We start from the raw sequence: 24,175 nt of genomic DNA on the forward strand, positions 1-24,175 counted from the left end.
CTATGCAGGATAAGCTAGCGAGTATTTTGTTCTCCACACGATTAATGGCAGTTTTATTTATTGTTTTTGCATTCTCTATGGGAGTGGGCACATTTTTGGAAGATGCACATGGCACAACAGCAGCAAGAATTTGGGTATATAACACATGGTGGTTTGAAGCTATAATGGTGTTTTTTGCGATTAATTTTTGTGGCAATATAGTGCGATACAGGTTATACAAAAAAGAGAAATGGGCTACTTTACTAATACACTTATCCTTTATTTTAATAATTATTGGGGCTTTTGTAACTCGTTATATTAGTTATGAAGGAGTCATGCCAATTCGAGAGGGAGAAACTACCGCTAATTTTCTTTCAGAAAAAACATACTTAACTATTTTTTTAGACGGAGAAATAGATGGAGAACCACGTCGCAGAATAATTTCTGAACCTTTAGAGTTAGCCGAAGCTACAAATAATAGTTTTACCATAGATACCGACTATAATAAGCAACCTGTGGTTATTGAATACAAAAACTATATTCAGGGAGCAGAAATGGGATTGGTAGAAGCAGAGGATGGAGAAAATTATCTTAAGGTAGTAGAAGCAGGCGATGGAGATCGACACGACCATTTTCTTAAAGAAGGAGAGGTGTCTAATATACATAATGTCTTAATAGCTTTTAATAATCCAACAAAAGGAGCAATAAACATCACATATAAAAATGAGGAATATTTTATAGAATCTCCTTTTGAAGGATCTTTTTTAAGAATGGCAGATCAGTTACAAGGATTAGTTTTTAAAGATAGTTTACAACCTTTAATGCTTAGATCTTTATACCAAACAGCAGGAATGCAATTTGTGATTCCGGATCCTGTAGTTAAAGGTAAATATGATATTACTCCTATAGAGATTAAAGATAAAGGACAGCAAGATGCTTTGATTTTTAATGTTTCTAGTAATGGAGAAACCAAAGAGGTTAAATTGTTGGGAGGGAAAGGATATAGTAATGACATGATCAAAATCTCATTGGCAGGATTGGATATGTACTTTAATTATGGCTCTAAACAAATGGAATTGCCTTTTGCATTAAAATTAAATGATTTTATTGCAGAAAAATACCCTGGTACCAAAAATGTATATAAATCATTTAAAAGTAAGGTAGATATTATAGAAAATAATACTTCCAGGCCTTATGATATTTATATGAATCATGTTTTGGATCATAAAGGATATCGATTTTTTCAGGCTTCTTTTGATCCCGATGAAAAAGGGACAGTTTTATCTGTAAATCATGATCGTTGGGGTACTTGGATTACCTATGCAGGATATATGTTACTATATCTGGGATTAATACTTATTCTTTTTACCAAAGGGTCTCGTTTTAAAGATTTAGAATCTATGCTAAGTAAAATAAAGCAAAAAAAGAAGGCATTAACCATGATATTGGTATTGCTGTTATCAGGGTTTTCTTTTGCACAAAATCAACCAGATCATACTAACCATGTGTCTGCATTGCCAAGTAAAGCAAAACTGGATTCTATTATTCTGGCTAATGTTGTTCCTAAAGAACATGCAGCTAATTTTGGTAGTATTGTGATTCAGGACGAAAGAGGAAGAATGAAACCAGTAAATACTTTTTCTTCTGAATTGTTGCGTAAACTTAGCAAAAAAGATACTTACGAAGGTTTGAATGCAGATCAGGTATTTGTTTCTATGGTCGAAAATCCGTTTATATGGTATAGTGTTCCAATAATCGAGATTCAGCGTGAAAATGATAGTATTCGTAAAATACTAGGAGTTCCTAAAACAGAAAGAAGAGTATCGTTAATCGATCTGGTAGAACCCGATGGATCCTATAAATTGGCTCCTTATTTAGAAAGAGCCAGTAGTACCAATACGCCAAGTAGTTTCGAAAAGGATTTTCTGAAAACACACGAAAAATTTTACCTTCTTAACCAAGCTCTGGGAGGAGGTATTTTACGGGTTTTTCCAGTTCCGGGAGACGAAAGTAACAAATGGGTTTCTATGCCAGAACTTAACGAATTTAAGTTTACGGGTATGGATTCTGTGTATAGCCGACAGATTATACCTATTTATCGCCAATCTTTACAAGAGGCTCGAAAAACAGGGGATTATAGCAAACCAAACCAATATGTAGAAAGTATAAAAAGCTTTCAGAAAAAATTTGGAAGTGAAGTATTACCATCAGACCAAAAAATAAAAGCAGAAATAGCATTAAATAAATATGATATATTTAGAACCCTATACCGATACTATGGTTTGATAGGGTTGATGATGATGATTTTTGTGATTATTAGAATATTTAAAGATTCTAAAATAATAAAAGTAATTGTTAACAGTGCTATTGGATTGATAATCTTACTATTTATACTGCATACTGCCGGATTGATTGTTCGTTGGTATGTTTCTGGGCATGCACCCTGGAGTGATGCCTACGAGTCTATGATTTATGTAGCATGGATGACTTTGGCTATAGGGTTAGCCTTTGGTAAAAAAAGCAACTTAACAATTGCAGCAACCACGTTTGTTGCAGCAATCATTCTGTTTTTTGCACATCAAAACTGGACAGATCCTGCTATTGCAAACTTACAACCAGTGTTAGATTCTTATTGGGTACTAATACATGTATCTATTATAGTGGGTAGCTACGGCCCATTTTTTGTAGGTGCTATATTAGGCATTTTAGCCTTATTATTAATGATCTTGACTACAGAATCCAATAAGAAACGAATGGATCTTAATATTAAAGAAATTACTGTTATTAATGAAATGGCTCTTACTATTGGATTAGTAATGCTTGCCATAGGTAACTTTTTAGGAGGTATGTGGGCTAATGAAAGTTGGGGGCGTTATTGGGGATGGGATCCCAAAGAAACCTGGGCATTAATCAGTATTATGATATATGCATTTGTAATCCACATGAGATTGGTTCCCGGATTGAGAGGCAGATGGTTTTTTAATCTAATGTCTGTTTTTGCGGTTTTATCTATTATGATGACTTATTTTGGAGTAAATTTTTACCTAAAAGGGTTACACTCTTATGCTAGTGGCGATAGAGCGGTTACTCCTGTAGAAGCATATTATTTTGTACTGTTTTGGGCAGTTTTGGGAGCGGTATCTTATTGGAGATATAAAGTACATTATCAAAAAAATAAATAATATTGTACTTAAATAAAATGGATTTATTTTAAGTGATTTTTTTTTGAAAAAAATGAAGTGAAGATTGTTATTAGGCAATGATATTTGCGACTATACTAATTCAATCTTAACGTTGTGCTGATACAATTTACTCCAGAAATAAATAAAGTATATTTTATTAACCAATATACTCTTTTTTTAATAACCTCTGGTACAGGAGGTATTCAGGTAGATTTTAAGAATTATTATAATTGTATAGACAAAGCTATTTACCTCGAAAAAGGACAATATATTAAATTCCTTTCAGGTGATTTTTTAATACAAAAAATTGAATTTCCCGATGAAATTGTATTCAAAAATAAAGAGTTTAGAGTATTATTTAAGCACCTTATATCTATAGGGTACATTGATTTTGACCCATCTAATGATTTTCAAAAAATTGTGAACCAAACAGAGATAGGGCATATAATAGATATTTCGGTCCGGCAATGGTATTGTCAAAACCCATTTCATGCAAACAAGGAAGAATATCAGGTTATTTTTGATGCCAAAGATATAATTGATGAAAAGTATTCGGGTAATATTACCAATAAAGAACTTACGGCTATGATAGACAGAAAAGAATATGATGTTCTGTCATTAATCAAAAATAAAATAGGAATTTCTCTTAAAACTCTAATGTCTGGTAAAAAGTTATTGGAAAGCAAAAAAGAGATAGCTTTTACAGACAAAAGCATCAAAGAAATAGCCTATGATTTGGGCTATAAAGACCCGGCATATTTTGCCAGAGTTTTTAAAGATAATGAAGGTAAAAATCCAATTGAATTTAGAGAGGGTTTTGATTACAAAAACCGAGATTTATTTTCTCAGGATATTATGGAATTACTTCAAAAGTATCACACCAAAGAAAGAACATTAGAATTTTATGCTTCAAAAATGAATCTTTCGCCTAAAGCTCTTTCCAGAAAAGTTAAAGATAAGATGCAGGTTTCTTTAGGGCAGCTTATCCGATACAAAATGATTGATACTTCAAAATCACTTTTGTCTCAAAATAATAGTATTAAAGACATTTCACAAGAACTGGGTTTTGAGGAACCTAACCATTTTTCTATTTTTTTTAAACATTATACAGGAGAAACCCCTTCACATTTCAAAAATAAAAAGTACAAGAACTAGCGTTTTTTTTGTAGCCCCTTTTCCTTGATATATCCAGAAATTTGTAATGTAATTACAAAACAATATTTGTTTAATCATTTAAAATAAAAACAATGGATATAAAAAAAATAGTAACAGAAATGGACAGTATTGTGGCTCAAGGAGCAATAGTAGATGCTGTAAAACAATTTTTTGCTGAAGAAGCAAAAACTTCTGATTATAACAATGTTACTACCCAAAACAAAACACAAATGGTAGAAAAAATGAAAGGCTTTGCCAGCTCTATCAAAACAGTAAATGGTATTACTCTTCATCATACTATTGTAGATGGTAATGTCTCAGCTTCTGAGTTTACTTTTGATTTTGAGATGACAGATAATAGTTTTGTGTACTGGCATGAAATAATCAGGAGGGTATGGAATGAAGATGGTAAAGTGATACATGAGGAATATTTTAACGCATAAAAGATTAATAATTCAAAGTGTAATTGGTATAAATGAACTACAAATTGCCAAACGAACCAAATGTGTATATATGGTTTTTTGGTAGGGTTTATTACATGAATAATAATTTTAAAAATTTTAGAAAAATGAAAACATTAATAATTAGAATAGTTTTGGTAAGCTTAGTAATGACATCTTTTGCAATAACCGCGCAAGACAAAAAAAGTAATAACATAGATAATAGTAATATTGCTCTAGAAGGGTATAGCCCGGTATCTTACCTGGATTTGGGTATTGCACAACGGGGAAATAAAGAGTACAAGTCAGAATATAATAAAATAGTATATTATTTTACTTCTGAAGAGCAAAAAGCAAAGTTTGATAAAAATCCAAATATGTATTTACCACAATATGGAGGTTACTGTGCATTTGGAGTATATGCCGGGGCAAAATTTAGACCAGACCCTAATAAGTTTGTTGTAAAAGATGGAAAATATTTTCTGTTTTTGTATAATATAGAACTAGATGCACAACAGTTGTGGTTGGCAGAAAAGGATCATAAAAAACTGGTTTCTAAAGCAGATAATAATTGGAAAAAGCTTAGCAGTACATATAATTAAAAAACGGAAGCTGTTTAGTCTGGTATAAAATAAAAAACAGGTTTTATGTATGTTGACTAGGTTTTTTAATGCAGAACACCTTGACCGGATTTGTTGAGGTGTTCCCTTTATTGTTTCAAACAACATTATAAATCATTTTGTCATGCAAGAATTATTATTATCGATTTCCAAATGTGATGTGTGTACCGCAAAATTAGAACTAGGACCAAGACCAATTGTTGCTGCAAAGGTGTCCAGTAAAATAGTAATTATAGGGCAAGCTCCCGGGAGTATAGTTCATAGAACAGGTATACCATGGGATGATAAAAGCGGAGAAAATTTAAGATCCTGGATGGGGGTAAATACAGAAATGTTTTACAACTCAAAACAAATAGCCCTTGTTCCTATGGGGTTTTGTTATCCGGGAAAAGGAAAATCAGGAGATCTCCCACCAACAAAAGAATGTGCTCCTTTATGGCATAACAAACTATTAACTAAAATTGAAAACGTACAACTTATCCTTTTAATAGGTAAATATGCACAAGAGTATTATTTAGGGAATAGATTAGAAAAAACACTAACCGATACAGTAAAAAGCTATAAAGAATATCTGCCAGAATTTTTTGTTTTGCCACACCCTTCACCAAGAAATAATATTTGGCAGGCAAAGAATGAATGGTTTAAAAAAGAAGTTATACCCGAACTACAAATAAAAGTAAAAAATATTTTAAAAACTAAAATTAAATAGATGGGCTAGCCGATGAAATGATTAATTTTTTACATATTTCAAAATAACTTCAAAAAACTCTTTTTGTACATAAGGTTTGTTAATAAAATCATTCATTCCGGCATTAATAGCTCTTTCTTTATTATCCTGAAGAGATGATGCAGTAAGAGCAATAATTGGAATATCTGTATTAAATTCCCTAATTATTTGAGTCGCTTCATACCCATCTATAGGAGGCATGTGAATATCCATTAAAACCAACCCGAAAGATTTTTTCTTAATCTCATCAATTGCTTTTATGGGATTTTCAAAAACAGAAACCTTAATACCTTTATTTTCCAGTATTTTTTTTGTTAGAACAAGATTTACTTTATTATCATCGATCACTGCTACTTCTATATTCAATAAATCATTTTCGGATGCTTTTTCAGTATCGTTATTGCCTTTTTTGAAAGAAAAATGTTCTGTAAAATCAAGGGTAAAATAAAATTCAGACCCCTTGTTTAACTGGCTGGTAACCTTAATTTCTGATCCTAAAATTTTTAATAATTTTTTAGAAATTTGTAGTCCCAAGCCAGAACCTTCATATTTATCGTCAAAATCCAATGATTCCTGACTTAGATCATCAAGAATGATTTTTTGTTTATCAATATTTATTCCTACTCCATCATCTTTTACACTAAAAAAATATCTGTTGCTACTATTAGCTTCTTTCTTTACGGTTATCCATATATTACCATTACAAGTAAATTTCATAGCATTACTTAATAGATTATTAAGTACTTGCGATAATTTTATAACATCTCCATACAAAACAGGGGGAATATTATCATCAAAATCAAGATGAAGTTTATTATTAGATTTATCTGCATAATATTCAAAAGCACTTAAGGTATTGTTGATTATTTCTTTTAAGTTGAAGAATTGACAATGTATTTTTAGCTCTTTTTTTTCAATCTTGTTATTTTGAAGAATGTTATTGATAAGGGATATTAAATGGTTTCCGGCAAATTTTAAGGATTCTAAATATCCTTTTTGGTTTTTATTTTTATTTGTAGTATCACTAAGTAACAGTTCTGTAATACCGGTAATTGTATATAAAGGAGTTCTTAACTCATGACTTATCATTGAAAAAAAGTTAGATTTTATATTAGATAAAAATTCTACTTTTTCTTTAGCTATCAAAAGTTCTTTATTTTTTTCTTTAAGATTATTGTTAAGAGATTTTTCTTTTTGTTTGCTCTTGTGCATAAAAAAAATAGTAAACAAAAATCCAATTAATAAAAAGGTAATAAAATAAATTATTATTCTGGAAGTTTTTATTTTTCCTTCCCTAATTTCTTTTTCTTTATTTGCTATTTGTATTTGCTTATCCTTGATCTCTAGATCATATTTAAGTTGAAGGGTTTCTTCTTTGTTTTTATTTAATATCTCATGATAATTAGTTTCATATTCTATATATTTTTCATGCCATAGCATAGCTTCGTTCAAATTATTTTGCTTTTTATATAATTTTATATAAGCCAGACACATAACTTTTAAATTATTAATATTGCCTTCGCTAATTTTATAGGCTTTATCTAGGTAAATTTTTGCATTGGTGTAATCTCCTAATTCTATTTTTGTAAGTGCAAAAAAGTAAGGAAAAGACATACTTTGTTTATTTTCTGCCTCTGGTAACAAGCTTAGGTTTTCGAAATAAGCATTTGCTTCCTGGTATTTTTTTCTACTATAATTAAGGATACCCAAATTGGTGAGCACAACCCATTGCCCATTTTTATAATTTATTTTTTTAGATTTTTCAAGACTAATGTTCAGGTAATATTCTACATTATCGTATTCTTTTAATTCTTTATAGGACAATGCTAATAAACAATATAAGTCTGCCAACTCTTTTTTATAATTACTATTTTCTATTTCGGCTATTAGCTTTTTAATTGTAGAGATTCCTTTTTGAGGATCTCCCATTCTGGAGTATATTTCTGCTAATTTTCTTTGAGATTTAATGGTTAGTTCTGTATCTCCTAAAGTTTTTGATAATTCTAATGCGCTATTTGTATATTCAATAGATTCTTTAAATCTTCCCAATCCATTAAAAATATTAACAGAATCCAATAATTTATAAACGCTGTCCTTTAACAGTAAATCATTTGTTTGTCCTAATACATCTGAGCAATTATATAATATAATTATTAAAATAAATATTCTCTTTTTCATTTCTTTTAGGGGTATATACAGATAAATTAAATAAAATTCCATCAAAAACGAGTAATTAAAAATGGAATAGAGGTTAAAATACCTTTATAAAAAGTAAATTTTTATCGTTTTATATTTAATCGTTACGCGATTTATATAATTTTATTATGAAGAAATTGAGTTTTGATATTCCGATCAACAATTTTTTTATTCATAATATTCTTTAATAGTTTAATAGTTATGATATGACAATGCGTGTTATTTTTTGTTTTCCAAAACTTTAATAACAACAAATGTAATATAAATCAAGTTTTTATTTATGAAAACCTGACTTATTTAGTTCATTAATAGGTATTTTGAATTATAGAACATACAAAGTGATAAAAGGATATTAATAAAGAAGTGCCTGAAATTCATAAACAAAAAGGCGCAAACCTTTTAGATTGGCTAATAGAGATATAGACTTAATTTAAAATTATGATAATGATGATGGAATTTCTTTTTTTACTTCAAAAAAAACTAAAATATTGATTTGGTATCTTAACAAATAAAGAAATCTTGTGTAGAGAGGTTAAAAATAAATTGTTTTTATAACAAATCATGGATTAGGGTAGAGGGATAGTTATTGTATGTTCTTACTATTGTTTTGTGATTGTTTTATTGTAGATTTTTCCTTTCCCAAGAAAAAATCGTTATCAGGCTTCAAAGTATTTTCAAATTTAAAATCAAATATAGCTTTTATTGTTCCGCTTCCGAACAAGGGGGCTGTCGATGGCAATAGTTTCGCTTTTTAAAGTTAAAATGATATTATTTGACTTTTTGAGAAAATCCATTATTAGCCTACTTGCTATTTTGTAGTAGTTTTTTTAATCCCAAATGCCATTAGACTTTGTTAAAATAATTGGATAGTTATCTGTTATAAGTATTGTATGTTCATGTTGGGTTACATATCCTCCTTTATTACCGATCAAAGTCCAACCATCACTTAAATCAATAGCTATAGTCGAATTTGTTGAAATAAAAGTTTCAATTGCTACGGTCGTATTTTTTTTAAACCTTTCTCGATTGTTTTTTACTCTGTAATTCAAAATATTTTCTGGCTCTTCATGCAAGCTCTTTCCAACTCCGTGTCCAGCCAGGTTTTTAATTACTTTATACCCATACTTTTTTGCTTCAGTTTCTATCAAATACCCAATATCAGCTATTTTTACGCCACCTTTTATATTGCTAATAGCTTTATGCAAAATATTTTTGGAAGCATCCACAAGAGGTTGATGGTTATTAATATCTTTTCCAAGCACAAAAGAACCTCCGTTGTCAGACCAAAAGCCATTTAGTTCTGCTGATACATCAATATTAATTAAATCCCCTTCTTTTAGTATTTTTTTCTCAGATGGTATTCCGTGGGCAGCTTCTTCATTTATGCTTATACAAGAATACCCAGGAAAACCATAAGTTTTGTATGGCGCCGATTTTGCCCCATAACTTTTTAGAATGTTTCCTCCATACTCATCTAATTCTTTAGTAGACATACCAACTTTAGCATATTCTCTCATTAGTTTGAGTGTAGTTCCAACAACTTCGCTAACTTTTTTCATTCCGATTAGTTCGGATTCTGTGGTAATTGACATTTTTTTATTTTTTTAATTGTTAGAACACCAAATGCAAGATAAGCCTTACCGTTATTGATTAAATCGTAGGTGTTCCTTATCGCCAAATATAATCGTATACCATTTTAACTTTGAAATAGTGCGTATAGAAATTGAATTTATTTTTTAAGTATTCAAGGCAAAAAACTTGTGCCAGACTTGATCTGGCATCAAGCATAGCTGTAGTTACAGTTATATTTTTTAACGAAGAACAGATGAAAAATAAATAATTTATTAGTGCTGTTTCAAAGTTAAAATGGTATTATCTAATGTTCTTGTTGCGCAACAGGATAAAAATAGGGTTATTTTTTAATCTTTAAAATTTACAGGACAAAAAATGTTGTCAAAAAAAACCTTTATTGGTTTTTGTTTAAGCGATCAAGTAAATCAATAACCCCGGAGCAAGCTCACGGGGTATGTTTTTGAAAAATATATTTTGTTTTTGAGGCAAGCCTCTGGTATCAACCCCTTATATAAGGATATTAGAACTCTAAATCGACAACCAGATCAAATTCGTCATAAATCGCTTTATCTTTCAATCCATCAAAAAACTTGTGCCAGACTTGATCTGGCATCAAGCATAGCTGTAGTTACGGTTATATTTTTTAACGAAGAATAGATGAAAAAGAAATAATTTATTAGTGCTATTTCAAAGTTAAAATGGTATTACTTCATAAGCGTTTTTTCCAACAGATTTAACTTTAATAAAGTTCAATTTTGCTATCGGAAATTTTTTAGCCAAAAAAAATCATCAGATTTTAGATGACCTTCAAGTTTTCCTTTGTATTCCCCTTCAGGATCCGTATTGGTAATAGTTGCCATATCTATAATAAAGCTATTTCCGGTCAATTTTTCATTTTTAAAATTAAAAGATATCCGGACTTAATAGATACAACACCTTGCGTCGTGATAAAATTGGTCAAAAGCTTCCAAGGCTTTTCCCTAAAGGATCATGTCATTAATCGTATTGATTTTTTTTAATAATATATTCCTCTTTTTTAGTTTTAAATATTACAGTACAAATCTCCAAAACATTAAAATTTCATAAAATAAAGTAGATTATGAAATGATGTTAATTTAGTTTAAGATTTATTGATTTTGTATGACCTGGCTTTTAATTTTACTTAAAAACTCTTTAGTAATACCAAGATATGAAGCTATCATATATTGAGGAACCCGTTGCTCAATATTTGGATAACTATCTTTAAAAATAAGATAACGTTCTTTTGCAGACAGACTGAAATTTCTAATAATACGTTTTTGCGAAGCTATAAATGCTCGCTCTACAATCTTTCTGAAAAGACGTTCGAGTTTTGGGATTTGATTATATAGTTCTTCAAGATTATCGTTGGTAAATTGAATAAGTTGGGTATTTTCTATACATTGAACATTAAAATCTGCGGGAGTTTGAGTTATAAAACTTCCTAAATCAGATGTCCACCAGTCCTCAATAGAGAACATTACTATATGTTCCTGACCTTCTTTGTCTATATAGAATGTTTTTGTACATCCCGAAATAATGAAATTAGTATTTTTGCAGATATCTCCTTGTTGTACTATGTATTGGTCTTTTAGATAATTTCTACAAACTATTTTAGAAAGTAAAATGGTTTCTTCTTCGACAGTTAAGTTGATAAAATTATTTATGTATATTTAATATAGGTATACTACTCATTGGTGTTTTTAGCTTATGTACAATGTATTGGATATGGGGTGTTTGCCATTTTTGAAACCCCGACCTGACAGGCCGCTATGTTTTTATTAAATGTACTTATTTTCAATTTTTGTGCAAACCGCCAGATGCCTGATATTTGCTGTATGTGACTTGAACCGTAAATATAATTCATTTTTATGGACACCCCAAAGGCTAAAAGTCCCAAATAGGCAGAGTTGCGTTTGTAAACAAGGTAAGCCCGAGGTGTATATTTGTGTTGTTTTATCAGAACTATGTTTTGTATGATACTTGAATTTGTTATAAAATTGAAATGATGTTTTTTATTTATATCAAATTAAAAATGCGTTAATAAAGATAAACAAGCTATAAAATAAATAAAGCCCGGATAAGTATTGTCTTGGGCATTTTTTTGGTATGGTATTAAATATTTAAAATCGTTCTTTAGGAAAAGCCGTAATTTCAAAAGCAGACGAGGCTACTTCGATTTTTCCATTAGAGTTTTTGATAGCAGTAAGTATTTTATCATAAAGGACAGATTTTGTACTTCTTCTGGATTTAAAATCTACAACATAGCGTAATGTAAAGGTAATCCAGTTTTGATCAAAAACCATTGTTATCATTGGTTGTACCCTCGCGTTTTCAATATTATATTTCCCTATCATTTTATCCCAGGATATTTGAGAAGAATTAGCAAAATCACCAACTTCATCATTTAAAATCCGGGTAAAAGTTTTTTTTGCATAAATATAATCCCCGTTAGTTTTGACAGGAACATATATTTCATCCCACAAAAATGGAAAATCACCAGAATAATTATAAACAGGTTCTTTAAAAATAAAACTATTGGCCACCCTTACCATTTTACCATTATAAAGATCACCATCTACCCAATCCCCAATTTCCATTAGTGTGGTTCGTAAAATGCCTATATCAATAACATCTCCTTTAATACCGCCTAATTTTACCCTATCTCCTACATGGTAGAAATTACCAGAAAAAACAGCAATATATCCGGCTACACTTACTATTACTTCTTGTAATGCAAAGGCAATACCTGCTCCGGCAACTCCTAATGCCGTACCAATACCCGAAAGTTTGGTGTTAAAGATCAATAAAATACCAAAAACAAAAACGAGATACCCAAAAAAAGTAATAATCTTTTTAAGCTTGTACTTGGAGGCATTATCATTAACCAGTTTGAAGAATACTTTGTGCAAAACTTTGGTAGTGATGTATATAACAATGAACAATAAAAAAACAGAAGTTATATTTATAAAAACAGGAGTATCAAAAATTGCGATAATTTTATCCATGATTATTGCTTTTTCAAGACAGTTTTTTGTAAAGATATTTTAATTATACTACATTGTGTGTTTAGAAAAACAAAAAATGAAAAAGACTGCTTCTTCGCCAGCAGAAAAACAATTTGGTTTAGCACCAGGAACGGTTGTATATACAGGAAATAAAACTTCTGGGGATTTGTATATTGAAGTATTTGATTATGATAATGATTTTTTTGAAGAAAAAGAACTAAATAGTATAGAGGAAGCATTTAAGTATTCAGATTCAGAACCTGTTACATGGATTAATATTAATGGGCTTAATCATACAGAAGCCATTGAAAAAATAGGAGAGCATTATGATCTGCACCCTTTAATATTAGAAGATATTGCCAATACAGACCAAAGACCAAAAATTGAAGAGTACGAGAAATACCTTTTTGTGGTTTTAAAAATGCTTTATTTTGACAAAGATGAAAAATTATGCATGGAGCATATAAGTTTTGTAATGGGCAATACTTATGTAATATCTTTTCAAGAAGCAGATGGAGATGTTTTTGATTCTATCAGAAACCGTATACGATTGGGAAAAGGAAGAGTTCGGTCTATGGGATCAGATTATTTATTATACGCCCTGATGGACTCTGTGGTGGATAACTATTTTAACCTTATAGAGGCGATGGGAGATAAAATAGAAGAATTAGAAGACGATTTGTTTGAAGAAAAACCTAATGATGATATTACGTATGATATACAAAGTCTTAAAAGGGAAGTTTTAAAGATAAGAAGAGCTGTTTTTCCATTACGGGAAGTTGTAAACAGGATCGAGAAAAGCGAGCATTACCTGATTACAGAAAAAACACAATTTTACCTCAGGGATTTGTACGATCACATTATACAGGTATCTGAAAATATCGAAATATACAGGGATATGACATGGGGATTAATGGATATGTATATGACCACCATTAGTAATAAAATGAACGAAGTAATGAAGGTTCTTACTATTATGTCATCGATATTTATTCCATTAACTTTTCTTGCAGGTATTTATGGGATGAATTTTGAAAATATACCAGAATTGAAACTAAAATACGGGTATTATATACTTTGGGGGGTAATGATCTTTGTATTTCTTGGTTTATTGTATTTTTTTAAAAGAAAAAAATGGCTTTGATACCATTTTAAAACTAGTATAAATTATCAATATGAGCTTGTCGAATACCTGTAAAACCAACGTTTTTAACCCCTTGTTATTTGATCCCCCCACAATATATGTTTTGTAAGCATACCTTGTGAGCTTGATCTAAGGTTGTTGCCTTGTGTTTCGACAAGCTCAATATGACTATCAAATATCTTTTTGTATTATGCCATTACACTATTTAAGACTATCCGAAGTGGATTCTGTTTTTTCTACATCCTCTTTAAGTAAGGAATCTTCTTTTTCAGGTTCTTTTATAGCCCCTTTATCGATATCCTCATTTTCATTATCTTTTGGTATAACTTCTTCGGTATTGGTATTTTCTGTTTTTTTAGTGTCTTTACAAGAAAAAAAACACAAAGTAAGAAGAGATAAAAGAATTAAAATTCTGTTTAGTTTCATTTTATTGTAAATTATGAAGGTTTATTTGATTTGAATTTGTTTTAGTAAAGTAATTATTTTGGTTCTATTGTATTCAGAATCCCCATCATCACCTATTTCTTCCTCTTCTATAGTCTCAAAAGTAATTTCAAAAGTTTTTCCTTTTAATTTTCCACTATTCAGGTCATATACTTTTAATAACTCAGGTTTGATTTTGTCAAAAAAGATCACATCATTATCTCCGTCTTCATTTTTGTACTTAAAGCTATAAGATCCGTCCTCATAACCATCAAATATTCCTTTTATCGTTTGTGTTTCCAAAGATACCTCTTCACTTTCTTCCTGTGAGATACCAGTGTAAGACACAAATAGAAGAGCTATTATTAGTGCCGAAATGTTTTTTATATTTTTCATTTTTTTTAATTTAAGTAGTTAATGTTTTTAGTTTGTCAAATATCATTTGACGTATATTATGACCCAAAAAAATTATTTAGGTCACTCAAAAATCAATATTTTTTTTTGGTTTAGAAGACAAAGATACCAGTATGCCCAGTAACAGGGATACTGCAATAAAAGTTAAGGAAAACCATTCTGGAAACTTATAAAAATGAAGTGTGATAAGTTTAAGGGAAACAAAAACCAATATGGCAAAAACGCTGTATTTGAGATAATGAAATTTTTCGAGCATATTGGCAAGAAAAAAATACATGGATCGTAATCCCAAAACAGCAAATATGTTAGAACTAAATACTAAAAAAGGATCTGTGGTAACAGCAAGTATAGCAGGGATACTATCTACTGCAAAAAGCAAATCAGTTAGTTCTATCATTATAAGGGCCACCATTAACGGGGTAACCATTTTTACACCATTTTCGACTACCCAAAATTTTTCTCCATTAAGGGTGTTACTTACTTTAAGATGTTTGTACAGATAGTTTTTGAATCCTGAAGGTTTTGTTTGATCCTCTTCTTTTACCAGCATTTTAAAAGCAGTAAACAATAAAAAAACACCAAACACATAGGTAATCCAGCTTAATTTATGAATCAAAATCACCCCGGCCCAGATCATTAATGCCCTAAAAACAATAGCGCCAAGAATACCCCAGAATAAAACTTTGTGTTGATGTTTCACAGGGATTTTAAAGGATGAAAATATCATGGCGATAACAAATAAATTGTCTACACTAAGGGATAGTTCTATCAAATAACCGGTAATGTATTTTACAACAGCTTCAGATGGCGACAATTGATTGCTATTATCTATAAGTTGCAAATCATAAACCCGGTAGATAACAAAAGAAAACGCCCCGGCAATCATAACCCACAACAAAGTTTCTATCGCTACTTTTTTATGGGTAATAGGCTTTCCTTTTTTATGAAGCAATAAAAGATCTATCATTAATAAGATAATAACAAGTACTATTAATCCTGCCCAAATCATTTTGTTTATACGGTTTTAATAATTAAGCTATCCGGAACCAAGCGTTCCAAAGTATTTCCTTTTTTGTTATATTCTAAATGGTGCAGTAAATACCTCATGGCTTCTTTTCTGGCTTTATCTCTGTCATTTCCATTTATCACTATCCAAGGAGAATTTATAGTAGAGGTATTTTTGAACATTTTTTCTTTATATGCTGTAAAAATTGACCATTTTGATTGTGCTTGTACATCTACGCCACTTAATTTCCATTGTTTTAATGGATTGTGAACACGTTCTTCTAATCTTTTTTTCTGCTCTTCGGCATCAATAGAGAACCAAAATTTAAAAAGATGTATACCATCCTCGATAAGCATATTTTCTAATTGAACCACTTGTTTGTTAAAAAGATCATGTTGTTCTTGCGTACAAAACTCCATTACTGGTTCTACAACAGCTCTGTTATACCAGCTACGGTCAAAAAAAACAATTTCTCCAGGCCCGGGAAGGTGTTCTATATATCGTTGAAAATACCATTGCCCGGATTCTCGCTCTGTAGGCTTTGATAACGCAACTACTTTAAATATACGAGGGTTTAAAAAACGTATAAATCGCATAATAGCACCTCCTTTTCCTGCTGTGTCCCTGCCTTCAAAAAGCAATATAACTCTTTGATTGGTCTCTTTGATATGTTGTTGAAGCCAAACCAGTTCTGTTTGCAAATTAATGTATTCCGGATCTTCTTCCGAGTTTAAAAGCCTCATTTTTTAATAAGCATTTTTTTTATAGTAAGCATTTTTTTGTTGTACCCCCTCTAAGAAATAGCTTGCAGGTCTTTACTTAATCTTCTTTTTCAGATCAAAAAGATCTTTTCTTCGATCTTTTAGGTTTCTAACAGCCCCAAATTGATTTAGCTCTCTTAAAAGGTCAATATCAACATCTGCAATCAAAATCATTTCGGTATTTGGGGTCGCTTCAGCTTTAATCCCATTGGTAGGAAAAGAAAAATCACAAGGAGTAAACACCATAGATTGTGCAAACTGGATATCCATATTATGTACATTTGGCAAGTTACCTACGCTACCAGCAATAGCTACATAGCATTCGTTTTCTATGGCTCTTGCCTGCGCGCAGTTTCGTACCCTGGAGTACCCGTTTTGTGTATCTGTTAAAAAAGGTATAAATAAAATATCCATTCCCTCATCGGCCAGTAAACGACTTAATTCAGGAAATTCAGAATCATAGCATATTAAAATTCCTATTTTTCCGCAATCTGTATCAAAAGCTTTTAATTCATTACCACCTTGCATTCCCCATACCTTGGCCTCATCAGGGGTAACATGTAACTTTTCGTATCTCTCTACAGTACCATCCCGTTTACAGAGATATCCTACATTATATAATCGATCGTTTCTGATTTCGGGCATACTACCAGAAATAATATTGATGTTATATGAAATGGAGAACTCAGAGAATTTTTTTATAATGGCTTCGGTATGTTTTGCCAACTCACGTATAGCGTCAGCCTCAGACAGGTGATTGTTTTCTGCCATTAACGGCGCATTGAAAAACTCGGGAAACAATGCAAAATCAGATCTGTACCCGGCAACTGCATCAATAAAATATTCTGCCTGTTGTAGTAGCTCGTCCAGATTTTTATAAGACCGCATTTGCCATTGTATCAACCCTAAACGGATAATTTTTTTTTGGGTGACTACTTTTTTGGTTGGTTTTTCATAATATATGTTATCCCATTCTAAAAGTACAGCAAAATCATTGGAGTCATCATCTCCTTCCAGATATCCTTTTAATATCTTTGCCGGATGAAAATCATTGGATATTTGAAAATTTAAAACAGGGTCATTAATCTCTTTTCGTTTTACTTTTTCTATATATTCTTTTGGGCTTAAGGTGTCAGAAAACTTATGATACCCCGGGATTCTGCCACCAAAAGCAATACCCCTTAAATTTAGTTTTTCACAAAGTTCTTTTCTATAATCATATAACCGCCTTCCCAAACGTAACCCTCTAAACTCTGGTTTAATAAAAATATCAATACCATATAATATGTCACCGGTATTTGTGTGTGTTCTAAATGTATAATCTCCTGTAATATCTTTATAAGTATGGCTATTATCAAATTGATCATAATTCAGAATAAGAGATAAGGCACATCCGGCTATTTGGTTATTGACCTTGATTACAATTTGACCTTCAGGAAATTTATTTATTAAAGATTCTATCTGGTGTTCTTTCCAGTATGCATTGGGCATAGTTAGATACGCCTGTATCATAGCTTCTTTTAACTCTTGATAATCGCTTAAGGCAAGGTATTTGAGTTCGATGTTCTCTATGTTCTGTATATCCATTATATTAATTAAATGTTTTTTTCGGCGGTTTGTTTTTTGTGATTTACGCAAAATAGAATACTGTTATGCTATAGTTATTAAAAATAGATAATATAACTCCAAATAAGTTCTGTAATTCTATTTCTTTTTTAATACCAAGTCTTTTCAGACACCTTAACAAAAGGACGACAAGGCTTGATGTAGCATATTATTTAAACAGTCTTTTGTTTCTGTTTGTTTTTTATTTTGATAATAGTGCCAAAAATACAAGAATTAAAGTTAGTCCTACAAACGATATAATTAATTTATGATCTTCTATAAATTCTTTAAATCCATAAAACATTTCATTTTTATTTTGAATACTTATGTTGGTTTGGTTATTAGGAGAAGATCTTGGGGTTATATGTTTGAAACGCTTTTTTACTTCTGCTATTGGTACAACATCAGAGTAATTTTTATATGATTTTCTTTTTTTATTCTTTTTTTTCATTTCTTACAACTTTTTGTGAACCAAAAAAACATGAATTGTTTTTTATACTAAATTTAATAGTATTATTCTGTTCTTTTATTTTTGTACAATTAAAATTTCGTTATTAATAATTGCTTCAAAAGGACTTGAATATTTAAAATCTTTAAACCAGTATAAAGAAGTAATTATGTCAAAAACAAGGGATTTTTCTTTTACTTCTTCCATTTTTAGTTGCCATAAAATATCTTTTGCTTCCTTAAAACTACCTTTTATCAATTGGTCTTTAAACAACCGTTTTATTAAAGTGTTATCGGGCATTCCTTTTGTTAATATTTTTATTAATAAAGCTTCCGGGTTATGTTTGAATAATTCAAGACCAAAGGTGTCAGAAGTTATTCTAACTTTAAAATTTACAGCCTCAGGATGGGGAAATTTTCCATTAAATGCTTCATAAAGTATTTGCGTTGCATTAAAAAAGTTTTCGTGCATAGACAAGTCTGCATACTCTTCCCACATTTTTTCTTCTTGCATTTCATGAGATAAATTATCTAATTGCCCCCGATTTAATTTATCCTTAAAAATATATTTCAAAATTATTTGAGCAGCATCTTCCGGAAGATTGTCAGATAGTGATATCAGGCATAGATCTTTTAGCTCTTCTTTCATTATGTTGGCAGTGTCCCCATAATCCAAAACCTCTAATAGGTTTGAGTAATCTTTGGTTGTCCAGCTATTGGGTAGTTCATTTATGGTTTTAAAAGATAAAGGTTCAACCTTAAAATGTGTGTTCATTAATTTTTTGAATTTATTACTTGGACACATAAAAGTATATAAGTCACATTTTTATTAAAAAAAGGATATAAACTTTTTTGAGATATTTTTTTTGCACAAAGGATTTTGGATTACTTCTTTTAGCCCTCAAATAGCTATCAAGAATTTTTTGTGACTTTAAAAAAGATAGGGTGTCATAAATATTGATTTTAAAAGTAAGGAAATGAAAAAAAAAGTATCTCTTTTTGTGGTAATATGCTTATTGGTACAGTTTTGTGGATATTCTCAACCAGTATTAAGTAATGAGACAATAAAGGATCAGATCGAAAAATATAAAAATGATGCCAGAGGGCCCTATAAAAGTATTCGGTGGTTTTGTGATAATGGTACTGTTAGGCAACCAAAAGATCCTTGTCCCGATTCTATAGGAGGAGTGCAACATGCTACATATAAAGAGGAGGTAGAAGCTTTGGCAAAAAGCAACCATATTTTTCTTGGGCAAATTTTATCGTATACCGATAAGAATGATTTTTGGGATGAACCTAAAAACCATTCGCGTTTAAAGCAATACCAGTTGGGCAAATATTTGGCCCGTATAGACGATGGTTGGATAAATCAAAAAGGACAGTTTTACAGGGGGGCCATACAAATTGAAGATGAAGAAGCTTGGGGCATTAAATTTTATAAATGGCTGCTGGCTAAGGATAATGTTTTAGAAAAAAAATATTATCTGGTATTACAATCGTTAAAAGATATCCCGCACAAAGGCGATGATAATGTTTCGCAATTAATGCGTGTGCAATCCAAAGTGATTTCAGACCTATATCCAAAATTTATGGATTTGCGCGTAAAAATACATAGCAATCCGGAAATTACCGATATCGAAAAAACAATACAGTTTAAAAAAGAAAACAGTACAAAAATCAACAAGGATATATCCATAAAGATCGATGAGTTGATACTTACCCTGCAAAAATTTCACAAACCAATCCATTTAAAAAGCCTTAACAAAAAGATAAACGCCTTGTCTGCAAACGCTTCCTTAACCAATAAGCTTACAACTTTTGTAAAGAATAACGCAGATAAAGATATACCTGCAACGCTTACCGCAGAAAGTGCAAAGATGTTAATTGCTATTAGACAAGAAATAGTTAACGAAAAAAAAGCTTTTCAAAGGTTATTATTGTTAGATATAGCAAATGAACTGGAAAACTTTATTTATAAACAAGCAGCATTATGGACACCCTATACAGTAGGGGAGCAGTTAGATAAAATAAATGCACTGGCTATGGCTAGTGCAGGAAACGGTAGTATAGAGCTATGGGAATGGCAAAAAATAGAACCATTGCTTGCATTAGAAAAACAAGATCAATTATCTATAAGCGAATTAACAAAAAAGTTGGAAAGCGCTAGGAGCGTAGTAGAGTGGAGCTCTGCAATGGTAAAATCTGAATATCATGATGTTGTACAAATTTATACAGGTTTTGAGCCTAAAGCATATAGTTTTATAGACGACAGGATTCGATCCTCGATAGCTTTGCAATTAGGAAAATCTGTGGGGGAACTGGGAAGTTTTATTGCTAAAGAATCCTCTTTGAACAATAAAGTATTATCGGTTACCAACCAGAGTACCATACGGGGGTTAAACCCGGGGTATGCTTTTGGGGAACTGGTAGTTCACAGTGGTCCTCCTGAAGAAATAGAGGTAACCGCAGATAAAATTTATGTTTTCGAGCGGGCTCCTTCAGACTTAAAACCCGTAGCAGGTATTGCCACAGTGGCAGAAGGTAACCTGGTATCGCACGTACAGTTGTTGGCCCGTAACCTGGGGATTCCAAACGCGGCATTATCCAATGAAAACCTAGAAGAGCTAAAAGCATACCAGGGTAAAAAGGTATTTTATGCAGTATCTAACAAAGGAACAGTGTTCATAAAAGAAGAACTTGCGATGAGTGCAGAAGAAAAAGCCCTTTTTGCAAAAAAAGTTCGTAAAGAAGATAAAATAGAAGTACCGGTGCAAGATATTCGGTTAGATCAAAAAAACATTGTAAACCTAAGAGATGTAAATGCAAAAGACTCGGGGAAACTTTGCGGGCCAAAAGCAGCAAACTTAGGGCAACTAAAAGAAATGTTCCCCGATAATGTGGTAGAAGGTTTTGTGATCCCTTTTGGGATATTTAGAGAACACATGAGCCAAACCATGCCAGGTCAAACCATCTCATACTGGCAGTTTTTAACAAACATGTTTATAGAAGCAGATAAAAAAAGAGGGCAGGGCATAGCAGAACATGAAATTGAAAAGTTTCAGTTAGGGCAATTAGAAACCCTAAGGGCTGCCATTAAAACAATGCCGTTAAAACCAGGATTTGTAACAGAAATAACACACTCGTTTACCTCTGTTTTTGGCAAACCTATTGGTAGTGTTCCTGTTTTTTTGCGAAGCGATACTAATATGGAGGACCTTAAAGACTTTACAGGGGCAGGATTAAACCTTACTATTTTTAACACCTTAGAAAAAGATAAAATTATTCAAGGAATCAAAGATGTGTGGGCATCCCCATATATAGAACGCAGTTTTAAGTGGAGGCAAAAATATTTGCTGAACCCCGAAAATGTTTTTCCGTCTATATTGGTTATACCAACGGTAGATGTAGAGTACTCCGGGGTACTTATTACCAAAGGTATATCCTCGGGCAATGAACAGGACTTAACCATTGCATTTAGCAGGGGAGCAGGCGGAGCGGTAGATGGTCAGGCAGCAGAATCTTATGTGATTAAAGAAAATGGGGATTATGAGCTAATTTCTCCTGCGCGCGAGGCATATCACAATACATTGCCGGCTACAGGAGGCACAGGAAAAAAAGTAGCAACTTTTGAAAGAGCTATACTTAATGCAAATAATATAGATCAAATTAAAAGTCTGGCATCCGATATACGAAAAACCCTGGCCAAAAAAACAGCATCCAATTACAAAGGAGCGTATGATGTAGAGCTAGGTTTTAAAGAAAACAAGCTGTGGCTTTTTCAGATTCGTCCTTTTGTAGAAAACAAAAAAGCATTGGGATCTGAATATCTGGAATCTATAACCCCAAAAATTAACACTAAAAAAGAAATATTACTTTCAACACCACTATAAAAAATGAAAACTAAATTAATCGTATTAATAACTATCGTTTTTATTTGTACAGCATTTACCATACCCAATCATTATCCTATAGATGGATATGCGTCTACTGGTATCAAAAGGTTAAAAAGATTACAACTTTCTGTTGCCGGGGATCTTCCCGATGCAGGACTCCCCCCGGGAGCTTTTAAATCTATAAACGATATTACATTACATCTGCTTTTACGAAAACAAGATAGTACCAAAAACATTTTGGTAGAAGACCCAGGGCTTCAGAAAAAAATAAATGCCCTGTTTCCCAGGTTAGATAAAAGCTATTCGGTAACCATTTTGGATATTACTTGTGCAGATTCTTTGCGATACGCACAACAAAACGAAACCAAGGGATACCAACCGGGCAGTGTGGGCAAACTAGCCGTGGCTACCGCATTATTTGCGCAATTACAAAAAATATATCCCGATTCCTGGGACAAACGGGTAGAACTGTTAAAAAACAAATCTGTAAAAGCGGGCAATTGGGCATTGACAGACGAGCATACCGTTCCTGTTTTTAATATCGAAACCAATAAGCTCCAAAAACGACAAGTTGTAGCCAGTGATGTTTTTACACTATACGAGTGGATAGACCATACATTATCGGTAAGCAATAACGGAGCAGCAAGTGTAGTATGGAGAGAAGCCATGCTAATGGCTGCTTTTAAAGACAAATACCCTTTATTAACACAAGAGGAAGCAGATGCGTATTTTAAAGAAACCCCAAAAAAAGAGCTAACCGATTTGGGCAATGATGTAGTTAACCTGCCGCTTAGGGATTTAGGAATAACTGCTGATGAATGGCGTTTGGGTAGTTTTTTTACCAAAGGGGCCAACCAGTATGTAGGGGATAAGGGTGGGAGCATAGGATCTCCTTTGGGAGTGATGAAATGGATGCTACAACTAGAGCAAGGAAAGATTATAGACGAAAATTCTAGCTTAGAGATCAAGAGGTTAATGTACATGACCGACAGGCGGATACGGTATGCACAAGCACCACAATTAAGGGAAGCAGCAGTTTATTTTAAATCCGGAAGCTTGTATAAGTGTGACCGCTCTAAAGGGGAAGAGTGCGGCAAGTATAAAGGAAATGTATCTAATTACATGAACTCTGTGGCGATTATAGAGCACACCGATGGTACAAAATATATGGTGTGTTTAATGACAAATGTATTGCGAAAAAATTCTGCCAGTGACCACATGTACCTGGCTGGTAATATAGATAAAGCTATTAAAGAAAAGTAAAGCTTGCAGACTGATTCTTTAAGCTAAACCAGTATACGAATTATTAAAAAACAACCCTGTCCAAGGTTGTTTTTTTTGTTTTAAAAAGCAGCTTTTGAGGAGTAAAAGCTCATAAAAACAAAAAGCATATAAGTTGCTTTTTTAATGTCTTATTGATCTCCTGCACCCTTGCGACAGATCGATGTAAGTGTTGTAGTTATCTCCTGCACCTTGTAGCAGGTCGATGTACGTGTTTTTCATAACAATTTCTTAAACTGTTTTTTCGATTTCCCACCCAAAAAGGATGAGAATTGCCATGCATATTATTTAGAATTTTACACCA

General features: G+C 31.8%; 19 protein-coding genes. 8 read left to right on the forward strand and 11 right to left on the reverse strand.

The features are described 5' to 3' along the window. Positions 1–2 precede the first annotated feature (2 nt). From ACZIYX_RS03150 to ACZIYX_RS03170, 5 genes are all read left to right on the forward strand, one after another. Entirely contained in the window at positions 3–3,161 is a 3,159-nt protein-coding gene (locus tag ACZIYX_RS03150; protein ID WP_462680738.1) for a cytochrome c biogenesis protein, read from the forward strand. 114 nt (positions 3,162–3,275) lie between these two features. Then, positions 3,276–4,316: a helix-turn-helix domain-containing protein gene (locus tag ACZIYX_RS03155; RefSeq protein ID WP_462680739.1), complete on the forward strand. Its 1,041-nt coding sequence runs from the start codon at positions 3,276–3,278 to the stop codon at positions 4,314–4,316. A gap of 92 nt (positions 4,317–4,408) precedes the next feature. Next, entirely contained in the window at positions 4,409–4,759 is a 351-nt protein-coding gene (locus ACZIYX_RS03160; protein WP_462680740.1) for a hypothetical protein, read from the forward strand. Positions 4,760–4,884: 125 nt separating this feature from the next. Next, positions 4,885–5,358: a YHS domain-containing (seleno)protein gene (locus ACZIYX_RS03165; RefSeq protein WP_462680741.1), complete on the forward strand. Its 474-nt coding sequence runs from the start codon at positions 4,885–4,887 to the stop codon at positions 5,356–5,358. Between the two features lie 142 nt (positions 5,359–5,500). After that, positions 5,501–6,085: a uracil-DNA glycosylase family protein gene (locus tag ACZIYX_RS03170; RefSeq protein WP_462680742.1), complete on the forward strand. Its 585-nt coding sequence runs from the start codon at positions 5,501–5,503 to the stop codon at positions 6,083–6,085. Positions 6,086–6,106: 21 nt separating this feature from the next. On the opposite strand, the gene ACZIYX_RS03175 is transcribed toward ACZIYX_RS03170, so the two are convergent. From ACZIYX_RS03175 to ACZIYX_RS03190, 4 genes are all read right to left on the reverse strand, one after another. Beyond that, a complete protein-coding gene (locus tag ACZIYX_RS03175) occupies positions 6,107–8,281 on the reverse strand; it encodes a tetratricopeptide repeat-containing hybrid sensor histidine kinase/response regulator (protein WP_462680743.1) in 2,175 nt (724 codons plus the stop codon). An 845-nt stretch (positions 8,282–9,126) separates the two neighbouring features. After that, positions 9,127–9,891, reverse strand: coding sequence for a type I methionyl aminopeptidase (map, locus tag ACZIYX_RS03180; protein ID WP_462680744.1), 765 nt, complete (start codon positions 9,889–9,891; stop codon positions 9,127–9,129). A 1,107-nt stretch (positions 9,892–10,998) separates the two neighbouring features. Further along, positions 10,999–11,562 (reverse strand): Crp/Fnr family transcriptional regulator, encoded by a 564-nt coding sequence (locus ACZIYX_RS03185; RefSeq protein ID WP_462680760.1) that lies wholly within the window; start codon positions 11,560–11,562, stop codon positions 10,999–11,001. A 450-nt stretch (positions 11,563–12,012) separates the two neighbouring features. Continuing rightward, positions 12,013–12,897 (reverse strand): mechanosensitive ion channel domain-containing protein, encoded by an 885-nt coding sequence (locus ACZIYX_RS03190; protein ID WP_462680745.1) that lies wholly within the window; start codon positions 12,895–12,897, stop codon positions 12,013–12,015. Between the two features lie 76 nt (positions 12,898–12,973). Here ACZIYX_RS03190 and corA point away from each other — a divergent pair, with 76 nt between their 5' ends. Then, on the forward strand, positions 12,974–14,041 hold the full coding sequence (gene corA / locus ACZIYX_RS03195; RefSeq protein WP_462680746.1) for a magnesium/cobalt transporter CorA: 1,068 nt from the start codon (positions 12,974–12,976) through the stop codon (positions 14,039–14,041). 201 nt (positions 14,042–14,242) lie between these two features. Here corA and ACZIYX_RS03200 read toward each other — a convergent pair whose 3' ends face one another. From ACZIYX_RS03200 to ACZIYX_RS03230, 7 genes are all read right to left on the reverse strand, one after another. Then, positions 14,243–14,467: a hypothetical protein gene (locus ACZIYX_RS03200; RefSeq protein ID WP_462680747.1), complete on the reverse strand. Its 225-nt coding sequence runs from the start codon at positions 14,465–14,467 to the stop codon at positions 14,243–14,245. 21 nt (positions 14,468–14,488) lie between these two features. After that, positions 14,489–14,860, reverse strand: coding sequence for a hypothetical protein (locus tag ACZIYX_RS03205; protein WP_462680748.1), 372 nt, complete (start codon positions 14,858–14,860; stop codon positions 14,489–14,491). An 85-nt stretch (positions 14,861–14,945) separates the two neighbouring features. Further along, the gene (locus tag ACZIYX_RS03210) at positions 14,946–15,887 is read right to left on the reverse strand and encodes a TerC/Alx family metal homeostasis membrane protein (protein ID WP_462680749.1); all 942 of its coding nucleotides are present in this window, start codon (positions 15,885–15,887) and stop codon (positions 14,946–14,948) included. A 5-nt stretch (positions 15,888–15,892) separates the two neighbouring features. Continuing rightward, positions 15,893–16,627, reverse strand: a complete 735-nt coding sequence (ppk2, locus tag ACZIYX_RS03215; RefSeq protein ID WP_462680750.1) for a polyphosphate kinase 2 — start codon at positions 16,625–16,627, stop codon at positions 15,893–15,895. A gap of 72 nt (positions 16,628–16,699) precedes the next feature. Further along, positions 16,700–18,232 carry a GNAT family N-acetyltransferase gene (locus ACZIYX_RS03220; RefSeq protein WP_462680751.1) on the reverse strand — a complete coding sequence of 511 codons (1,533 nt, stop codon included), beginning with the start codon at positions 18,230–18,232 and terminating at the stop codon, positions 16,700–16,702. 220 nt (positions 18,233–18,452) lie between these two features. Then, positions 18,453–18,701, reverse strand: coding sequence for a hypothetical protein (locus ACZIYX_RS03225; RefSeq protein WP_462680752.1), 249 nt, complete (start codon positions 18,699–18,701; stop codon positions 18,453–18,455). A gap of 75 nt (positions 18,702–18,776) precedes the next feature. Beyond that, positions 18,777–19,472 carry a hypothetical protein gene (locus ACZIYX_RS03230; RefSeq protein ID WP_462680753.1) on the reverse strand — a complete coding sequence of 232 codons (696 nt, stop codon included), beginning with the start codon at positions 19,470–19,472 and terminating at the stop codon, positions 18,777–18,779. A 202-nt stretch (positions 19,473–19,674) separates the two neighbouring features. Here ACZIYX_RS03230 and ACZIYX_RS03235 point away from each other — a divergent pair, with 202 nt between their 5' ends. After that, positions 19,675–22,587: a PEP/pyruvate-binding domain-containing protein gene (locus tag ACZIYX_RS03235; RefSeq protein WP_462680754.1), complete on the forward strand. Its 2,913-nt coding sequence runs from the start codon at positions 19,675–19,677 to the stop codon at positions 22,585–22,587. A gap of 3 nt (positions 22,588–22,590) precedes the next feature. Beyond that, the gene (locus ACZIYX_RS03240) at positions 22,591–23,853 is read left to right on the forward strand and encodes a serine hydrolase (protein WP_462680755.1); all 1,263 of its coding nucleotides are present in this window, start codon (positions 22,591–22,593) and stop codon (positions 23,851–23,853) included. Positions 23,854–24,175 lie beyond the last annotated feature (322 nt).

The sequence above is a fragment of the Aquimarina sp. genome (assembly GCF_977115655.1).

What these genes read in the sequence shown, in the direction of transcription:
- ACZIYX_RS03220 (WP_462680751.1), bottom strand. Translation starts at nt 18,232, where the DNA reads ATGGATATACAGAACATAGAGAACATCGAACTCAAATACCTTGCCTTA.
- map (WP_462680744.1), bottom strand. Translation starts at nt 9,891, where the DNA reads ATGTCAATTACCACAGAATCCGAACTAATCGGAATGAAAAAAGTTAGC.
- corA (WP_462680746.1), top strand. Translation starts at nt 12,974, where the DNA reads ATGAAAAAGACTGCTTCTTCGCCAGCAGAAAAACAATTTGGTTTAGCA.
- ACZIYX_RS03230 (WP_462680753.1), bottom strand. Translation starts at nt 19,472, where the DNA reads ATGAACACACATTTTAAGGTTGAACCTTTATCTTTTAAAACCATAAAT.
- ACZIYX_RS03225 (WP_462680752.1), bottom strand. Translation starts at nt 18,701, where the DNA reads ATGAAAAAAAAGAATAAAAAAAGAAAATCATATAAAAATTACTCTGAT.
- ACZIYX_RS03150 (WP_462680738.1), top strand. Translation starts at nt 3, where the DNA reads ATGCAGGATAAGCTAGCGAGTATTTTGTTCTCCACACGATTAATGGCA.
- ppk2 (WP_462680750.1), bottom strand. Translation starts at nt 16,627, where the DNA reads ATGAGGCTTTTAAACTCGGAAGAAGATCCGGAATACATTAATTTGCAA.
- ACZIYX_RS03200 (WP_462680747.1), bottom strand. Translation starts at nt 14,467, where the DNA reads ATGAAACTAAACAGAATTTTAATTCTTTTATCTCTTCTTACTTTGTGT.
- ACZIYX_RS03160 (WP_462680740.1), top strand. Translation starts at nt 4,409, where the DNA reads ATGGATATAAAAAAAATAGTAACAGAAATGGACAGTATTGTGGCTCAA.
- ACZIYX_RS03235 (WP_462680754.1), top strand. Translation starts at nt 19,675, where the DNA reads ATGAAAAAAAAAGTATCTCTTTTTGTGGTAATATGCTTATTGGTACAG.
- ACZIYX_RS03210 (WP_462680749.1), bottom strand. Translation starts at nt 15,887, where the DNA reads ATGATTTGGGCAGGATTAATAGTACTTGTTATTATCTTATTAATGATA.
- ACZIYX_RS03205 (WP_462680748.1), bottom strand. Translation starts at nt 14,860, where the DNA reads ATGAAAAATATAAAAAACATTTCGGCACTAATAATAGCTCTTCTATTT.
- ACZIYX_RS03165 (WP_462680741.1), top strand. Translation starts at nt 4,885, where the DNA reads ATGAAAACATTAATAATTAGAATAGTTTTGGTAAGCTTAGTAATGACA.
- ACZIYX_RS03240 (WP_462680755.1), top strand. Translation starts at nt 22,591, where the DNA reads ATGAAAACTAAATTAATCGTATTAATAACTATCGTTTTTATTTGTACA.
- ACZIYX_RS03175 (WP_462680743.1), bottom strand. Translation starts at nt 8,281, where the DNA reads ATGAAAAAGAGAATATTTATTTTAATAATTATATTATATAATTGCTCA.
- ACZIYX_RS03170 (WP_462680742.1), top strand. Translation starts at nt 5,501, where the DNA reads ATGCAAGAATTATTATTATCGATTTCCAAATGTGATGTGTGTACCGCA.
- ACZIYX_RS03190 (WP_462680745.1), bottom strand. Translation starts at nt 12,897, where the DNA reads ATGGATAAAATTATCGCAATTTTTGATACTCCTGTTTTTATAAATATA.